12 protein-coding genes are annotated in these 16,963 nt (G+C 68.8%); 8 read left to right on the top strand and 4 right to left on the bottom strand.

Annotated features, from left to right (window positions below):
- The first annotated feature begins 34 nt into the window (after positions 1-34).
- From coaE to ACX80I_RS07555, 3 genes are all read left to right on the top strand, one after another.
- On the top strand, positions 35-1,069 hold the full coding sequence (gene coaE / locus ACX80I_RS07565) for a dephospho-CoA kinase (RefSeq protein ID WP_459344508.1): 1,035 nt from the start codon (positions 35-37) through the stop codon (positions 1,067-1,069).
- An 82-nt stretch (positions 1,070-1,151) separates the two neighbouring features.
- On the top strand, positions 1,152-3,227 hold the full coding sequence (uvrB, locus tag ACX80I_RS07560; RefSeq protein WP_459344507.1) for an excinuclease ABC subunit UvrB: 2,076 nt from the start codon (positions 1,152-1,154) through the stop codon (positions 3,225-3,227).
- A gap of 252 nt (positions 3,228-3,479) precedes the next feature.
- On the top strand, positions 3,480-4,586 hold the full coding sequence (locus tag ACX80I_RS07555; protein WP_459344506.1) for a TerC family protein: 1,107 nt from the start codon (positions 3,480-3,482) through the stop codon (positions 4,584-4,586).
- A 169-nt stretch (positions 4,587-4,755) separates the two neighbouring features.
- On the opposite strand, the gene ACX80I_RS07550 is transcribed toward ACX80I_RS07555, so the two are convergent.
- The 4 genes from ACX80I_RS07550 to ACX80I_RS07535 form a co-directional block, all read right to left on the bottom strand.
- Positions 4,756-6,072 (bottom strand): alpha/beta fold hydrolase, encoded by a 1,317-nt coding sequence (locus tag ACX80I_RS07550; RefSeq protein ID WP_459344505.1) that lies wholly within the window; start codon positions 6,070-6,072, stop codon positions 4,756-4,758.
- On the bottom strand, positions 6,069-6,545 hold the full coding sequence (locus ACX80I_RS07545) for a GNAT family N-acetyltransferase (RefSeq protein ID WP_459344504.1): 477 nt from the start codon (positions 6,543-6,545) through the stop codon (positions 6,069-6,071). The genes ACX80I_RS07550 and ACX80I_RS07545 overlap by 4 nt, the downstream gene beginning before the upstream one ends.
- A gap of 65 nt (positions 6,546-6,610) precedes the next feature.
- Complete coding sequence (locus tag ACX80I_RS07540) at positions 6,611-9,154, bottom strand: DEAD/DEAH box helicase (protein WP_459344503.1); 2,544 nt, start codon at positions 9,152-9,154, stop codon at positions 6,611-6,613.
- A gap of 39 nt (positions 9,155-9,193) precedes the next feature.
- Positions 9,194-9,832 carry an MBL fold metallo-hydrolase gene (locus ACX80I_RS07535; protein WP_459344502.1) on the bottom strand — a complete coding sequence of 213 codons (639 nt, stop codon included), beginning with the start codon at positions 9,830-9,832 and terminating at the stop codon, positions 9,194-9,196.
- 27 nt (positions 9,833-9,859) lie between these two features.
- Between ACX80I_RS07535 and ACX80I_RS07530 the strand changes: the two genes are divergently transcribed.
- The 5 genes from ACX80I_RS07530 (at position 9,860) to uvrC (ending at position 16,905) form a co-directional block, all read left to right on the top strand.
- Positions 9,860-10,324, top strand: coding sequence for a GntR family transcriptional regulator (locus tag ACX80I_RS07530; RefSeq protein WP_459344501.1), 465 nt, complete (start codon positions 9,860-9,862; stop codon positions 10,322-10,324).
- Between the two features lie 85 nt (positions 10,325-10,409).
- A complete protein-coding gene (gene uvrA, locus ACX80I_RS07525; RefSeq protein WP_459344500.1) occupies positions 10,410-13,319 on the top strand; it encodes an excinuclease ABC subunit UvrA in 2,910 nt (969 codons plus the stop codon).
- A gap of 97 nt (positions 13,320-13,416) precedes the next feature.
- The gene (locus tag ACX80I_RS07520) at positions 13,417-14,118 is read left to right on the top strand and encodes an HAD hydrolase-like protein (RefSeq protein WP_459344499.1); all 702 of its coding nucleotides are present in this window, start codon (positions 13,417-13,419) and stop codon (positions 14,116-14,118) included.
- Positions 14,105-14,773, top strand: a complete 669-nt coding sequence (locus ACX80I_RS07515; protein ID WP_459344498.1) for a lysophospholipid acyltransferase family protein — start codon at positions 14,105-14,107, stop codon at positions 14,771-14,773. The genes ACX80I_RS07520 and ACX80I_RS07515 overlap by 14 nt, the downstream gene beginning before the upstream one ends.
- A 101-nt stretch (positions 14,774-14,874) precedes the next feature.
- The gene (uvrC, locus tag ACX80I_RS07510) at positions 14,875-16,905 is read left to right on the top strand and encodes an excinuclease ABC subunit UvrC (RefSeq protein WP_459344497.1); all 2,031 of its coding nucleotides are present in this window, start codon (positions 14,875-14,877) and stop codon (positions 16,903-16,905) included.
- The last annotated feature ends 58 nt before the right edge of the window (positions 16,906-16,963 follow it).

The following is a 16,963-nucleotide window of genomic DNA, read 5'->3' as shown; positions in this document are numbered from 1 at the left end:
CAGCGGGCGGGGGAGATCCGGCTAGTCTGGCCTCATGCTGCGCATAGGACTGACAGGGGGCATTGCCGCGGGCAAGTCCGTGGTGGCCCGTTCCTTCGCCGGCCTCGGCGCCGTCGTCGTGGACGCCGACCTCCTGGCACGCGAGGCGGTGGAGCCGGGGTCGATGGGCCTCGACGATGTCGTGGCCGCGTTCGGGCCGCAGGTCCTGGCGCCGGGGGGCGGGCTGGACCGGCCCGCCCTGGGCCGTCTGGTCTTCGGCGACGACACGGCCCGCGCGCGGCTCAATGCCATCATCCATCCGCGGGTACGCGCACGGGCGGCGGAACTGATCGGCGCGGCGCCCGCCGGCGCCGTCGTTCTGGAGGACATCCCGCTCCTGGTCGAGACCGGCCAGGCCGCGCGCTTCCATCTCGTCGTCGTCGTGGACGCGCGGGACGACCTCCGGGTCCAGCGGATGGTCGGGGAGCGCGGCATGGAGCGCAGGGACGCCGAGCAGCGCATCGCCGCCCAGGCATCCCGGAGCGAGCGGCTGCGCGAAGCGGATGCAGTCCTCGTGAACGAGAGCGCGCTGAAGGATCTCCTGGCGGCGACGGAAGCGCTGTGGCACGAACGCATCCTGCCGTTCCGCGACAACCTCGCGGCGGGCAGGGCCGCGGCAGGGAGCCCATCGACGGTGGCGGGGCTCGCAGGGACGAGTGGGCTGGCGCGCCGCCTCCGGGCGAAGATCGCTGCGGCGCTTCCTCCGGATTCCGGGGCCTCCGTCGAGGCCGGCACCGCACCCGCCCGTTCTGCCGCACCCGCAGGTTCTCCCGGTCCTCCCGGTCCTGCCGAACACGACGACGTCGCCTCCGCCTCGGTGCGCGTGACGGTCCAACGGGCGGAGCAGCTGGTCGCCGCATCCGACGCTGTGGCAGCAGCGGGATTCCCGCGCGCCGCAGCGGCTGTCGGACGGGATCCGGCAGTGCATCGCGGAGCCGACCCGGCGACCGACGCCACGGTGATCGTGAGCGCCTCCGGCCCGGCGACCGACGTCACGGTGACCCTGAGCGCCTCCGGCCCGGCGGCCTGAACCGCGCGACCGGGCCGACGGCGCCGTTCAGCCGCCAGCAAATCCGGGGAGAAGTGTCAGAGGCAGGGACTACCGTTAACCCATGAGTCTTGCGCAGGATATCAAGCGTGTCGTGGCACCTTTCGAAGTCATCAGCGAGTACCAGCCGGCAGGTGACCAGCCCACGGCGATCAAGGAGCTGGCCGGGCGCATCAACGCGGGGGAGAAGGACGTCGTCCTCCTCGGGGCCACCGGTACCGGCAAGAGCGCGACGACAGCTTGGCTCATCGAGCAGGTGCAGCGCCCCACCCTGGTCATGGTGCAGAACAAGACCCTCGCGGCGCAGCTCGCGAACGAGTTCCGCGAGCTCCTGCCCAACAACGCGGTCGAGTACTTCGTCTCCTACTACGACTACTACCAGCCCGAGGCCTACGTCCCGCAGACGGACACCTTCATCGAGAAGGACTCGTCGATCAACGAGGAGGTCGAGCGACTCCGGCACTCGGCCACGAACGCGTTGCTGACCCGCCGGGATGTCATCGTGGTCGCGACCGTCTCCTGCATCTACGGCCTCGGGACGCCCGAGGAATACATCAACAAGATGGTCACGCTGCGCCGGGGCGACCAGATGAACAGGGACGAGTTGCTGCGGCAGTTCGTCGGCATGCAGTACACCCGCAACGACATGGACTTCCACCGGGGCACCTTCCGCGTGCGCGGCGACACGGTCGAGATCATCCCGATGTACGAGGAGCACGCGTTGCGGATCGAGTTCTTCGGCGACGAGGTCGAGAACATTTACACGCTCGATCCCCTGACGGGCAACGTGATCCGCGAGGAGGAGGAGATGTACGTCTTCCCCGCCTCGCACTACGTCGCCGGGCCCGACCGCATGACGAGGGCCATCAAGGACATCGAGGACGAGCTGCAGCAGCGGCTCGCGGAACTCGAGTCCCAGAACAAGCTCGTCGAGGCGCAGCGGCTCCGCATGCGGGTCACGTACGACCTCGAGATGATGGAGCAGATGGGTTTCTGCAACGGCATCGAGAACTATTCGCGCCACATCGACGGCCGGGACCCCGCGTCCGCACCCCACTGCCTGCTCGACTACTTCCCGGACGACTTCCTCCTGGTCGTCGACGAGTCGCACGTGACCATCCCGCAGATCGGCGCCATGTACGAGGGCGACTCCTCCCGTAAGCGGACCCTCGTCGATCACGGGTTCCGGCTGCCCTCGGCCATGGACAACCGCCCGCTGAAGTGGGACGAGTTCCTGGAGCGCATCGGCCAGACGGTCTACCTGTCCGCCACCCCGGGCAAGTACGAGCTCGGCAAGGCCGACGGCTACGTCCAGCAGATCATCCGTCCCACCGGGCTCGTCGATCCCGAAGTGGTCGTCAAGCCGACCAAGGGCCAGATCGACGACCTGCTCGGCGAGATCCGCAAGCGCGTGGAGGTCAACGAGCGCGTGCTCGTCACCACCCTCACGAAGCGCATGGCCGAGGACCTCACCGGGTACCTCCTCGAACACGGCGTCAAGGTCGAGTACCTCCATTCCGACGTCGATACCCTGCGGCGTGTGGAGCTCCTGCGGGAACTGCGCATGGGCACGTTCGATGTCCTGGTCGGCATCAACCTCCTCCGTGAGGGCCTGGACCTTCCGGAGGTGTCGCTCGTGAGCATCCTCGACGCCGACAAGGAGGGCTTCCTGAGGAGCACCACCTCCCTGATCCAGACCATCGGGCGAGCCGCCCGTAACGTGTCGGGGGAGGTGCACATGTACGCGGACCGCATCACGGACTCCATGGAACGCGCCATCGACGAGACGAACCGGCGCAGGGCCATCCAGGTCGCGCACAACCTCGAGCACGGGATCGATCCCACGCCGCTGCGGAAGCGGATCGCGGACATCACCGACACGATCAACCGCGAGGACGCCGACACGCGCGCCCTCCTCGAGGAGGCGGGCAAGAACCGGAAGCCGAAGAAGGGTGCGGGCCGCCACGAGGGGCTGGCCTCCGTTCCCGCGGAGGACCTCGCGGACCTGATCCAGCAGCTCACCGACCAGATGCATGCTGCTGCGGCCGAACTGCAGTTCGAACTCGCCGGGCGCCTGCGCGACGAGGTCGGCGATCTGAAGAAGGAACTGCGGCAGATGCAGTCGGCCGGGCACGCCTGAGCGGAGGACGGTGAGCCGCGGGAGACGCCGCGGGAGTTCCGTCAAGGAAGGCGGCGAAGGCGCACCGTGGCATGCGTATTCGCCGCGCTCCCACCTGCCCGGGTACCATTGGCGGTACGTAGGGGAGTATCCCAAGCGCTATGGACGTCAACACGTAAGGCATCGTTGCCCTGCCGGACGTAGCGGTCGGTCGGCATCACGCCGCGGCGGAGAGACTTACGGCAATCGACCGCACCCTCCGGAAGGTACTCCATGCCCGCATTGCCCCTGGCGTTCGAGATCGGCACGTTCGTCGTGCTCGGGATCATCCTGCTGTTCGATCTACTGCTCGTGGTCAAGCGTCCGCACGAGCCCTCCATGAAGGAAGCCGGCCTGTGGGTCGCCTTCTACGTGGGCCTCGCCCTCGTGTTCGCCGCACTCATGTTCGTCTTCACGGGGCCCGAGTACGGAGGCCAGTTCGTGGCCGGCTGGATCACCGAGTACAGCCTGAGCATCGACAACCTGTTCGTCTTCATCATCATCATGGCGCGCTTCTCGGTCCCCAGGAAGTACCAGCAGGAAGTGCTCATGGTGGGCATCATCATCGCCCTGGTCCTGCGAGGCATCTTCATCGCCCTGGGCGCCGCCGTGATCGAGAACTTCAGCTGGATCTTCTACATCTTCGGCGCATTCCTCCTGTACACCGCCTACAAGCAGGCCACCGACTCCGGCGAGGACGAGGAACACGCCGGGGACAACAAGCTCATCGCGAAGCTCAAGTCGGTGCTCCCGATGTCCGAGTCCTACGACGGCAACAAGATCCGCACCGTCGTCGACGGCAAGAAGCTCTTCACCCCCATGCTCATCGTCTTCGTGACGATCGGCCTGACCGACCTGCTGTTCGCCGTGGACTCCATCCCCGCCATCTTCGGCCTCACCCAGAGTGCGTTCATCGTCTTCACGGCGAACATCTTCGCGCTCATGGGCCTCCGACAGCTGTACTTCCTGCTCGGTGGGCTGATGACACGCCTCATCTACCTGAAGCACGCGCTCTCCGTGATCCTCGCCTTCATCGGCGTGAAGCTGGTCCTCCACGCCATGCACGTCAACGAGCTGCCGTTCATCAACGGCGGCGAGCACATCGAGTGGGCTCCCGAGATCCCGACCTTCGTGTCCCTGGCCGTGATCGTCGCGACCATCGTCATCGCCGTGATCGCCAGCCTTCTCCGCTCACGGGCCGAGGACAGGGCCGCGGCACGCTCGGGTAATGTCGACGCCAGCTCCACCCCGGCAGTCGACGACCGGTTCGCCGGCCGCCTCGACGACCGCCTCGACGACCGCGCGACGGACCAGGCCGGCAACAAGGACAACCGCCGCTAGCAACGCCCCGGGGACGCCGCGTCCCCGCGTTCCGGATCGACAGGCCAGCACCGACAGGCCAGCACCGACAGAGGACCCCGCGCATTGTGCGGGGTCCTCTGTCGGTGCGGGGTCCTTCGTCCGTCCGAGCAGCCCGACGGGGCCGGCTCCGGAAGGACCGGCGGTGCCGCTACCGGCGTGTCATCGACAGGAGCCGCTCGAAGATCGCCTCGCCGTCGTCCGCGATCCCGTCGTGGTGGAACTCGTCCGTCTCCCACACCTGGAGGTTCCTCACGGCCGCTGCGGTCGCCAGGGAGAGGTTCCGGTCGACATAGATGTCGTGGCGGTAGACGGCGGCCGCGGCGGGAATGGTATTGGTCGCCAGGACGTCCGCGTCGTACAGCGCGCCCCAGTCGTCCTTCTCGGCGAGGAGGTCGGCGACCGCCCACAACGGACGGAGCGCCGGGTCCTCCTCGAAGTACCAGGGGTAGATCATCTCCCCGGTCAGCAGGGGCTCCGCGGCATCATCGCGGAACTGGGGGTACTCCTCGAGCACCCGCTGCGCGGCCCATGCCGAGGCGGAGCCCTGGCAGTAGATCGACTCGTGCAGGAGGGCGTAGAGCGGCTGCGATGCCCGGCTGACGATGCCGTGGACCTGTTCGAGGAACGCCGCGGACAGGCGGGGTCCGCCCGGGGTCCGCGTGAAGGCGTCCTCGAGCAGGTAGTGGAGGCCGTGGACCCTTGTGTTCCCGCCGAGGAACGAGCCGACCATCTGGAAGCGGCGTGCCGTGAGACGTTCGCCGCTGGGCAGGTACTCCTCCACGTCCTCGACGTGACGGGCGATCCGGGTGACGAGGTCCCGGTCCTCCGGGTACCAGGCGAAGTACTCGCGGTTGCGCTCCTCGACCCGGGCGAACGTCGCCCGGTACACCTCGTCCGGCCTGCCCGACAGGGGAGCCAGTCCTCCGGTGATGAGGGCGCGCTCGATCCCGGCGGGGGCCGCCGACAGGTAGGTGAGGGTGCAGAAGCCCCCATAGCTCTGCCCGAACACGGTCCACGGAGGGCTCCCGAGACGGCGGCGGATCAGCTCGGCGTCCGCCACGATCGAGTCGGCCCGGAAATGCGCCAGGTAGTCCGCCTGGGCCTGCGGCGTGGGCAGCGAGGCGAGCGTGGCGGCGTCGGCCGGCGTGGACAGTCCCGTGCCCCGCTGGTCCAGCATGAGGATCCGGAAGCTTTTGGCCGCGGCCTTCATCCAGCCGGAGAGCTGCGTGGTGCGCACGCCCCGTCCGCCGGGCCCGCCCTGCAGGAACAGCAGCCAGGGAAGCCGGGCGGCCTCGTCGTCGGTGTGCTCCAGCGAGGAGTACTCGCGGGCGAAGACCTCGATGTCCGCCGAGGTGGGATCCGCATGGTCCAGCGGCACGCGGAAGACGTGGCCGGTGGCGCGCAGGCCGCGCAGGACGAGCGTCCGGCCGACGGTGTGGTCCGCGGGCCCCGCCCCCTGGTTCACAGGGCGGCGACTTTCGCGAGGGCATCGCCCGTCAGCCGGAAGGTGCTCCACTCCGACTGGGGGCGGGCGCCGAGGCTCTCGTAGAAGCGGATGGACGGCTCGTTCCAGTTCAGCACCGACCATTCGACGCGCGCATAGCCGCGGTCGGCGGCGATCTTCGCCAGATGGGCGAGGAGGGCCTTGCCGTAGCCGGCGCCCCGCGCCTCGGGACGCACGTACAGGTCCTCGAGGTAGATGCCGTTGACTCCCTCCCAGGTCGAGTAGTTGAGGAACCACAGGGCGAAGCCCTGGATCTCACCCCGCGCCTCGACGACATGGGCGTAGATGGTGGGCCGGTCCCCGAACAGGGCCTCCTGGAGGGACTCGGTGGTGTTCTTCACCGCGTCCGGCTCGCGCTCGTAGATGGCGAGGTCGTGGATGAGCTGGAGGATAACCGGGACGTCGGCCGGCAGGGCTTCGCGAATGGCATTCATCCCCCCAGCCTAGCCAGCCCTGGCCCTGTCCCGCCCTCCGCTGACACGAGGGCCGACCGCCGCTCTCAGGCAGCGACCGGTGCTCCGACGCCGAGGATCCGGACGACCGGACTCCCCGCCTCGTCGGACGCGGCGAGGTCGATCTCCGCGTTGATGCCCCAGTCCCCGTTGCCCTCCGGGTCCTTGAGGATCTGCCGCACCTTCCACGCGCCGGGGACCTTCGTGATGAGGAGCAGGTTGGGGCCGCGCGCGTCGGGGCCGTCGTCGATGTCCTCGTAGTCCCCGAAGTACCCGTCCATCGCGTCGGCCCACCGCTCGGCGGTCCAGCCCGAGTCGGCGTCGAGCGCACCGAGTGACTCGTCCTGCTCGTCGGCGAACAGCTTCACCCGCTGGAACATCTCATTGCGCACCATGACGCGGAAGGCCCGCTCGTTGGACGTCACCGACGGCGGCTCCTCGGGCAGGTCGACGGCGCCGACCGCGGCGCTGGGGGCGATCCCGGCGGCGAGCTGGGTCCATTCGTCGAGGAGGCTGCTGTCGACCTGGCGGACGAGTTCGCCGAGCCATTCCAGGATGTCGCTGAGGTCCTCGCGGAGGGCCTCGACCGGCACGGTGTGGCGCAGGGCCTTGTAGCAGTCGGCGAGGTAGCGCAGGAGGATGCCCTCCGACCGCGTGAGGGCGTAGAAGGCCACGTACTCGCCGAAACTCATCGCCCGCTCGTACATGTCACGGACCACGGATTTCGGCGCGAGTTCGAAGTCTCCGAGCCACGGAGCCGACGAGCGGTACACGTCGAAGGCCTGCTGCAGCAGGTCCTCCAGCGGCTTCGGGTAGCTGACCTCCTCCAGGCGCGCCATGCGGGCGTCGTAGTCGATCCCCTCGGCCTTCATGGCCGCGACGGCTTCCCCGCGGGCCTTCTTCTCCTGGGCGTTCAGGACCTGGCGGGGCTTCTCGAGCGTCGCCTCGATGACGGACACCACGTCCAGCGCGTAGCCCGGCGCCTCGGGATCGAGGAGTTCCAGGCTCGCGAGGGCGAAGGGCGACAGGGGCTGGTTGAGGGCGAAGTTCGCCTGCAGGTGCACCTTGAGCCGCACCCGGCGGCCGTCCGGCTCCGGTTCCGGCAGCTTCTCCACGATGCCGGCCGTGACGAGCTCGCGGTAGATGCCGATCGCCCGGCGCATGAGGCGCAGCTGCGAGGCGCGCGTCTCGTGGTTCTCGGTCAGCAGCCGCTTGGTGGCCTTGAAGGGATCGCCCGGGCGCTCGAGCAGGTTCAGCAGCATCGAATGGCTGACCGAGAAGGAGGACGTCAGGGGATCGGGGATGCTCTCCACCAGCCGGTCGTAGGTGGGCTTGCCCCATGAGACGAAGCCCTGCGGGGGTTTCTTCCGCACCACCTGCCGCAGCTTCTTCTGGTCGTCCCCGAATTTGGACACGGCCTTCGCCATGGCCTTGGTGTTCTCGACGACGTGCTCGGGCGCCTGGACCACGACGGTGCCCGCGGTGTCGTAGCCCGCCCGGCCGGCACGGCCGGAGATCTGGTGGAACTCGCGCGCGTTGAGCAGCCGCGTCCGCACGCCGTCGTACTTGCTCAGCGCCGTGAGCAGGACCGTCCGGATCGGCACGTTGATGCCGACGCCCAGGGTGTCCGTGCCGCAGATGACCTTCAGGAGGCCGGCCTGCGCGAGCTGCTCGACGAGGCGCCGGTACTTCGGCAGCATCCCGGCGTGGTGCACACCGATGCCGTGGCGGACCAGCCGGTTGAGGGTCTTCCCGAAGCCGGAGGAGAACCGGAACGCCGCGATGAGTTCGGCGATGCGGTCCTTCTCCTCGCGCGTGCAGATATTGACGCTCATCAGGTTCTGCGCCCGCTCGATCGCCTCGGCCTGGCTGAAGTGCACCACATACACCGGCGCCTGCCGCGTGGAGAGCAGCTCCTCGAGGGATTCCTGTACGGGCGTCTCGACGTAGTAGTAGTGCAGCGGGATGGGGCGCTCGACGGATGTCACGGTCGCGGTGGGACGGCCGGTGCGTTCGGTGAGGTCCTTCTCGAAGCGCGTGACGTCGCCCAGCGTCGCGGACATCAGCAGGAACTGCGCCTGCGGCAGCTCGAGCAGCGGTACCTGCCACGCCCAGCCGCGCTGCGGATCGGAGTAGAAGTGGAACTCGTCCATCACCACGGTGTCGACATCGGCGTCGGCTCCTTCCCGCAGGGCGAGGTTCGCGAGGATCTCCGCTGTGCAGCAGATGATCGGTGCGTCCTGGTTGACCCCGGAATCGCCCGTGATCATGCCGACGTTCTCGGGACCGAAGATGTCGCAGAGCGCGAAGAACTTCTCGGACACGAGCGCCTTGATGGGGGCGGTGTAGTAGCTGGTGCGGCCTTCGGCGAACGACTTCAGGTGCGCCGCGATGGCCACGAGCGACTTGCCCGACCCCGTCGGCGTCGCGAGGATGACATTGTTGCCCGAGACGAGCTCCATCGCCGCCTCGTCCTGCGCGGGATAGAGAGCAAGTCCCCGCGCCGTCGCCCAGCCGGTGAAGGCCTCGTAGACAGCATCCGCTGGAAGGTGGCCGTCGTCGTGCCGGGGCAGGTGCTCTTGGATCCTCATGGTCCGTTCAGCCTACCCGTGGCGCCGGTGCCGTCGTCGCTACCAGCCGCGCTGCTTCCAGTCCGCGAGGGAGCCGCGCTCCGCGCCGAGCGTCGTTCCCTTCCCGTGCCCCGGGTGCACGACCGTGTCATCCGGGAGGTAGTCGAAGATGCGGGTGGAGACGTCCTCGAAGAGCGAGGCGAACCGCTCCGGGTCGCCCTGCGTGTTGCCGACGCCACCGGGGAACAGCGAGTCCCCCGTGAACAAGTGCGCCGGACCGGAGGGATCGCGGTAGAGGAGTGCCACGGAGCCCGGCGTGTGGCCCCGCAGGTGGATCGCCTCGAGGTCGAATCCCTCGAAGGACCCGATGTCGCCGTGCCGCAGCGGGACGTCCGTCGGTACGGCGATGTCCGCGACGTCATCCGCACCGGCCGCGGTACGGGCTCCCGTCGCCTCCTTCACCTCGGCCAGCGCCCTCACGTGGTCCCAGTGCGCGTGCGTCGTGACGATGAGGGCAACCCGGGCCTCGGCGTCCGTGTCCTCCTGCGCGTCGGCGAGCAGTTCGAGGATGGCGTGGGCGTCGTCGGCGGCGTCGATGAGCACCTGGGCACCGCTCGACTTCGAGGTCAGCAGGTACACGTTGTTGTCCATCTCGGAGACCGAGATGCTGCGGATGGTCACATCGGCGAGGTTCTGCATGTGCCCAGTGTAGGCAGGCACCCCCGAGTGGAAGCGGCAGGCAGCGGCTCCGACGGCGGTAGGGTGCAGGGAGAGACGGCCGCCGGGCCCGTCGCCGAGCACGGAAGGACGGGCGTGGAGCAGGACATCCCCCGCTGGCTGAAGGTGGACCCCACGAATACGGTGCCGCCCTTCGAGCAGATCAAGCAGGCCATCCTGGCTGCCGCCAACTCGGGCAGGGCATCCGTCGGGACACGGTTGCCGCCGGTGCGCGCGCTCGCAGCACACCTCGGCATCGCCGCCAACACCGTGGCGCGCGCCTACCGGGAACTGGAGCAGGCCGGCGTCGTGGAGACCCGGGGGCGGGCAGGGACCGTGATCACGGCAGGGGGCGACGACGCCCGACGCCGGGTGGCGGACGCCGCGGACGTGTTCGCCGGAGTGGTGCGTTCCGCGGGGCTGTCGGAGAGCGACGCGGTGGCCATTGTGAGGGCGGCATTGCGCCGAGCGTGAACGGCCGCGCCGGAGGCGCCAGAACGGCGCGGGAGGAAGGTTGTTCGAACATGTCTTCGAACTCTTTTTCACCTACAGTTATCTGGTGTCTATTGCAAAGTCTCTTGAGCAGCACGCCCGCAATCCGGAGCCCGCTCCCCAGGACCTGTCCCGGCTGATCGTCAAGGGCGCCCGCGAACACAACCTGCGGAACGTCGACCTCGACCTCCCGCGCGACGCCATGATCGTCTTCACGGGCCTGTCCGGCTCGGGCAAGTCGTCCCTCGCCTTCGACACCATCTTCGCCGAGGGGCAGCGGCGGTACGTGGAGTCGCTCTCCGCCTACGCGCGCCAGTTCCTCGGCCAGGTGGACAAGCCGGACGTCGACTTCATCGAAGGCCTCTCGCCCGCGGTCTCGATCGACCAGAAGTCCACGAGCAAGAACCCCCGTTCCACCGTCGGGACCATCACCGAGATCTACGACTACATGCGGCTCCTGTGGGCCCGTGTCGGACGCCCCCACTGCCCCGTCTGCGGCGAGCTCGTGGCCAAGCAGACGCCGCAGCAGATCGTCGACCAGCTGCTCGAGCTCGACGAGGGCACCCGCTTCCAGGTCCTCGCCCCCGTCGTCCGGGCGCGCAAGGGCGAGTTCGTCGACCTCTTCCAGGAGCTGACCGCGAAGGGCTATTCCCGCGCGCGGGTGGACGGCAAGCTCATCCAGCTCAGCGACCCGCCGAAGCTGGGCAAGCAGTACAAGCACACGATCGAGGTCATCATCGACCGCCTCGTCGTCAAGGGCGGCATCCAGCAGCGCCTCACGGACTCCGTGGAGACGGCGCTCAAGCTCGCCGACGGCCGCGTGCTGGCCGAGTTCGTGGACCTGCCCGAGGACGACGAGAAGCGCCTCCACGCCTTCTCCGAGCACCTGGCGTGCCCCAACGAGCACCCGCTCGCGATCGACGAGATCGAGCCGCGCTCGTTCTCCTTCAACAATCCCTTCGGCGCGTGTCCCGCCTGCACGGGTATCGGCAGCAAGCTCGAGGTGGACGAGGAGCTGGTGGTCCCCAACCCGGACCTGAGCCTCGCCGAGGGCGCTATCGCGCCGTGGTCGCTCGGAACGGCGACCCTCGAATACTGGACCCGCCTGCTCGAGGGACTCGCCTCCGAACTCAACTTCGACCTCGCCACGCCCTGGCGCAAGCTGCCCGACCGTGCCCGCGAGGCCGCCCTGTACGGCAAGGACCACAAGGTCGTGGTGCAGTACAAGAACCGGTTCGGCCGCGAGCGGAAGTACAGCACCGGCTTCGAGGGTGCCATCCAGTACATCCAGCGCAAGCACGCGGAGACCGAGTCCGACAACGCGCGCGACCGGTACGAGGAGTACATGCGCGAGATCCCGTGCCCCACGTGCGGTGGCGCGCGGCTCAACCCGGCGTCGCTGTCGGTGCTCATCAACGGCCGATCCATCGCCGAGGTGTCCGCCATGCCCATGCGCGACTGCGCGGAGTTCCTCGACAACCTCGTGCTCACGGGTCGCGAGGCGCAGATCGCCAACCAGGTCCTCAAGGAGATCCAGGCACGCCTGACCTTCCTCCTCGACGTCGGGCTCGAGTACCTCAACCTGGAACGGGCGTCGGGCACGCTGTCCGGTGGCGAGGCCCAGCGCATCCGGCTCGCCACGCAGATCGGATCGGGACTCGTGGGCGTGCTGTACGTCCTGGACGAGCCGTCGATCGGCCTGCACCAGCGCGACAACCGCCGGCTGATCGAGACCCTCACACGGCTGCGGAACCTCGGCAACACCCTCATCGTCGTCGAACACGACGAGGACACCATCGCCGAGGCCGACTGGATCGTCGACATCGGACCGGGAGCGGGGGAGCACGGCGGTGAGGTGGTCCACTCGGGCCTGCTCGAGGACCTCCTCACCAACGAGAGGTCCCTCACCGGCGACTACCTCTCGGGACGCCGCAAGATCGAGATCCCCGCGAGGCGCCGCAAGATCGACCGTTCCCGCCAGCTGAAGGTCGTCGGCGCACGCGAGCACAACCTCACGAACGTCGACGCGACCATCCCGCTCGGCGTGCTGACCGCCGTGACCGGCGTGAGCGGGTCCGGCAAGTCGACCCTGGTGAACGACATCCTCTACAAGGTGCTCGCGAACAAGCTGAACGGCGCCAAGCAGGTCGCCGGGCGGCACAAGCGGATCGACGGCCTGGAGCACCTCGACAAGGTCATCCACGTGGACCAGAGCCCCATCGGCCGCACCCCCCGGTCCAACCCCGCGACCTACACCGGCGTCTTCGACAACATCCGCAAGCTCTTCGCGGAGACCACCGAGGCCAAGGTCCACGGGTACCTCCCGGGCAGGTTCTCCTTCAACGTGAAGGGCGGCCGCTGCGAGGCGTGCTCCGGCGACGGCACCCTGAAGATCGAGATGAACTTCCTGCCCGACGTCTACGTCCCGTGCGAGGTCTGCCACGGGGCGCGCTACAACCGCGAGACGCTGGAGGTGCACTACAAGGGCAAGACCATCGCCGACGTGCTCGACATGCCGATCGAGGAGGGCGCCGAGTTCTTCGCCGCCTTCAGCCCCATCGCCCGGCACCTGAACACCCTCGTGGAGGTGGGTCTCGGCTACGTACGGCTCGGCCAGCCCGCCACGACGCTCTCGGGCGGCGAGGCGCAGCGCGTCAAGCTCGCGAGCGAGCTGCAAAAGCGCTCGAACGGGCGGAGCATCTACGTCCTCGACGAGCCGACCACCGGCCTGCACTTCGAGGACATCCGGAAGCTCCTGCTGGTCCTGCAGGGACTCGTGGACAAGGGCAACACCGTCATCACGATCGAGCACAACCTCGACGTCATCAAGAGCGCCGACTGGGTCATCGACCTCGGTCCGGACGGCGGCTCGGGCGGCGGCCAGATCATCGCGACCGGAACCCCGGAGCAGGTCGCCCAGAACGAGCGCAGCTACACCGGCACCTTCCTCAAGGAGATCTTCGACAAGGTCGGGTAGCTCCCCGCGGCGTGAATAGGCGTCGTGGATATACCGGGGAGGGCATGCGGAATGCGTGCCCTCCCCGGTGCTATGGCAAGCTTGCCCGGTGGTGAATATGCATGCACTGATACTCTTCGACCTCGACGGGACGCTCGTCGACCCTGCGGGAGCCATCACTGGAGGCATCAGTTCGGCGCTGCGGAGCCACGGCCTGCCCGTGCCCGACGACGACACCCTGCAGGCCATGGTCGGACCTCCCCTGGTGCACTCCCTCACCGCTCTGGGCGGCGTGCCGGCAGCGCGCGTGCACGAGGTGATGGCCACCTACCGGGCGGGGTACGTCTCGACCGGCATGGCGCAGAGCCGCCCCTATCCGGGCGTCGCCCGGTGCGTGGCAGCACTCGCCGCAGAGGGAGCGGTGGTCGCCGTCGCCACCCAGAAGCCGGAATGGCTCGCCGAGGACCTCCTCGAGGCGCAGGGCCTGCGGCACCTCTTCGCCTCGGTCCACGGCTCCCCGCGCGACGAAGCCGCGACGGTCGGCGGCAAGGAACCCATCATCCGGGCCGCGCTGGAACACCACGGGCAGTATGCGGAGCAGGCGGCTCCTGGTCGATCGGTCCCTGGTCGGTCGGTGACGGGTCGGGCGGTGATGGTCGGTGACCGCCGGCACGACGTCGAGGGCGCCCGCGCCAACGGTCTGGCCTGCGTCGGCGTCGCGTGGGGGTTCGCCGCTCCCGGCGAGCTGGAGGACGCGGGGGCGGCCGCCGTCGTGCGATCCGCCGACGAGCTGCTGGAGGTGCTCCGTGGGGGTCTATGACCTGACGCGCAGCACGACGCGCGGACTCATCGCCGGTCTCTGCCGGCCCACGGTCGAAGGACTGGGCAACGTACCGAAGGACGGCCCCTTCATCGTCGCGGCGAACCATCTCTCCTTCCTCGACAGCGTGCTGGTGCAGGCGCTCATGCCGCGGCCGGTCGCGTTCTTCGCGAAGGCCGAGTACTTCACGGGGAGGGGAGTGAGAGGCGCGCTCATGAAGGCGTTCTTCGAGGGCGTCGGGTCCATCCCGGTGGAGCGCGGACAGCAGGCCGCCAGCGTCCAGGCGCTCAGGACGCTCCTGGACCTGCTGGAACAGGGGGACGGCGTCGGGATCTACCCCGAGGGGACCCGCTCGCGCGACGGCCGGCTCTACCGGGGGAGGACCGGCGTCGGCTGGCTCGCGCTCACCACCGGGGCGCCCGTGGTGCCCGTCGGCCTGCTCGGCACCGAGGCCCTGCAGCCCGCGGGGAAGAAGGGAGTCCGTCCGCAGCACTTCACCATGCGCATCGGGGAGCCGCTCGTCTTCGCGAAGACCGGGCCCGGCCACCCGCTGCCGGCCCGGCGCAGCGCGACGGACTCCATCATGGACAGCATCGCCGCGCTGACCGGCCAGGAACGGGTGCCGCACTACAACCAGAGCCCTCCGACCGAGTAGTGCTCAACGCTGCGGCGGCGCGGCCGGACCCGCGTCAGCGGTCAGCGGAAAGCGGTGCCCGCGGTCTGCGGCCGTTGCCGCGCCGTCCTAGGATGAAAGGCGTGGCGAACCCAGTAACCTACCGGCCGAAGACAGGCGAGATCCCGCTCGATCCGGGCGTCTACCGCTTCCGGGACGAGCACGGCAGGGTGATCTATGTCGGCAAGGCCAAGAACCTGCGCTCACGCCTGAACTCCTACTTCGCGAACCCCCAGGGCCTGCTGGCCAAGACGCGGAGCATGGTGTTCACCGCCGCGAGCGTCGAGTGGACCGTCGTCGGGAGTGAACTCGAGGCGCTCCAGCTCGAATACACGTGGATCAAGGAATTCAATCCACGGTTCAACGTCATGTTCCGTGACGACAAGTCCTACCCTTACCTCGCCGTCACCATGGGGGAGAAGTACCCGCGCGTGCAGGTGATGCGCGGCGACAAGAAGAAGGACACGCGCTACTTCGGTCCGTTCTACCCCGCGAAGGCCATCCGCGAGACCGTCGACACCATGCTCCGCGTCTTCCCGGTCCGGACCTGCAGCAGCGGGGTGTTCAAGCGCGCGGAACGCACCGGCCGGCCCTGCCTCCTGGGCTACATCGACAAGTGCTCCGCGCCCTGCGTCGGACGCATCAGCCCCGAGGACCACAAGGCCCTCGCCGGGGAGTTCTGCGACTTCATGTCCGGGGAGGCGAAGAAGTTCATCTCCGGGCTCGAGAAGAAGATGGCGGCTGCCGTCGCCGAGCTCGACTACGAGTCGGCCGCCCGCCTGCGCGACGACATCGCAGCACTCCGCCGCGTGTTCGAACGCAATACCGTCGTGCTCAGCGAGGACACCGACGCGGACATCTTCGCCCTCAAGGAGGACGAGCTCGAGGCCGCGGCGCAGGTCTTCCACGTCCGGGGCGGCAGGATCCGGGGACAGCGCGGCTGGGTGGTGGAGAAGGTCGAGGACATGGACACGCCCGACCTCGTGGAGCACCTGCTCCAGCAGGTCTACGGCGAGGGCAGCAGCAGCAACGAGCAGATCCCGCGCGAGGTCCTCGTCCCGGTGCTGCCCAGCAACTCCGACCAGATGCTCGAATGGCTCCGGGGCCTCCGGGGAGCTCGCGTCGACGTGCGGGTGCCCCAGCGCGGTGACAAGGCCACGCTGCTGGGCACCGTGGAGCAGAACGCCGCGGACGCCCTGCGCCTGCACAAGAGCCGCAGGGCCGGCGACATCACCACGCGGTCGGCCGCCCTGCAGGAGCTGCAGGAGGCCCTCGACCTGCCGCAGCCGCTGATGCGCATCGAGTGCTTCGACATCTCGCACGTGCAGGGCACCAACGTGGTGGCCTCGATGGTCGTCGTCGAGGACGGCCTGCCCCGGAAGTCCGAGTACCGGAAGTTCTCCATCACCGGCGACGCCGCACGGGACGACACCGCCTCCATGTACGACGTGATCCACCGGCGGTTCCGCAACTACCTCGCCGGGAAGGGGGAGCAGCGCGCGGCCGGTCCGGATCCCGACGTCGACCCGGTGGACGACGAGGCATCGGTCCTGGAGCACCCCGACGTCGATGCGCAGGGCGAACCCGTCCGGGACACCACGACGGCGATCTCCCGCAACCGTTTCGCCTATCCGCCCAGCCTCGTCGTCGTCGACGGCGGACCGCCGCAGGTCGCCGCTGCCTCGCGCGCGCTGGCGGACCTCGGGATCGACGACGTCTTCGTGATCGGCCTCGCGAAGCGCCTCGAGGAGGTGTGGATCCAGGACAGCGAGTTCCCGGTCATCCTTCCCCGGGCGTCCGAGGGCCTGTTCCTGCTGCAGCGGATTCGCGACGAGGCCCACCGCTTCGCCATCACGTTCCACCGTCAGAAGCGCGGCAAGTCCATGACGGCGTCGGCCCTCGACGAGGTCGCCGGGCTCGGCCCGGCGAAACGCAAGGCCCTGCTCAAGCACTTCGGCTCGGTCAAGAAGATTCGGGCGGCCACGCTCGAGGAGCTCGTGCAGGTACCGGGTGTGGGGCCCGCACTCGCCGAGACCATCCGCACGGCCCTCGCCACCGACGACGCCCCCGCCCCGGCCGTGAACATGACCACGGGCGAGATCATCGAAGATTAGCTAGGCTGAAGGCGCGGCCGCAGGAGCGCCGCTGAGACCGCACACCAGGGCAGGCCGG

Source organism: Arthrobacter rhamnosi (assembly GCF_054510855.1).
Note: the sequence above shows the minus strand (reverse complement) of the source record. Positions and strands in the feature narration are given on the sequence as shown.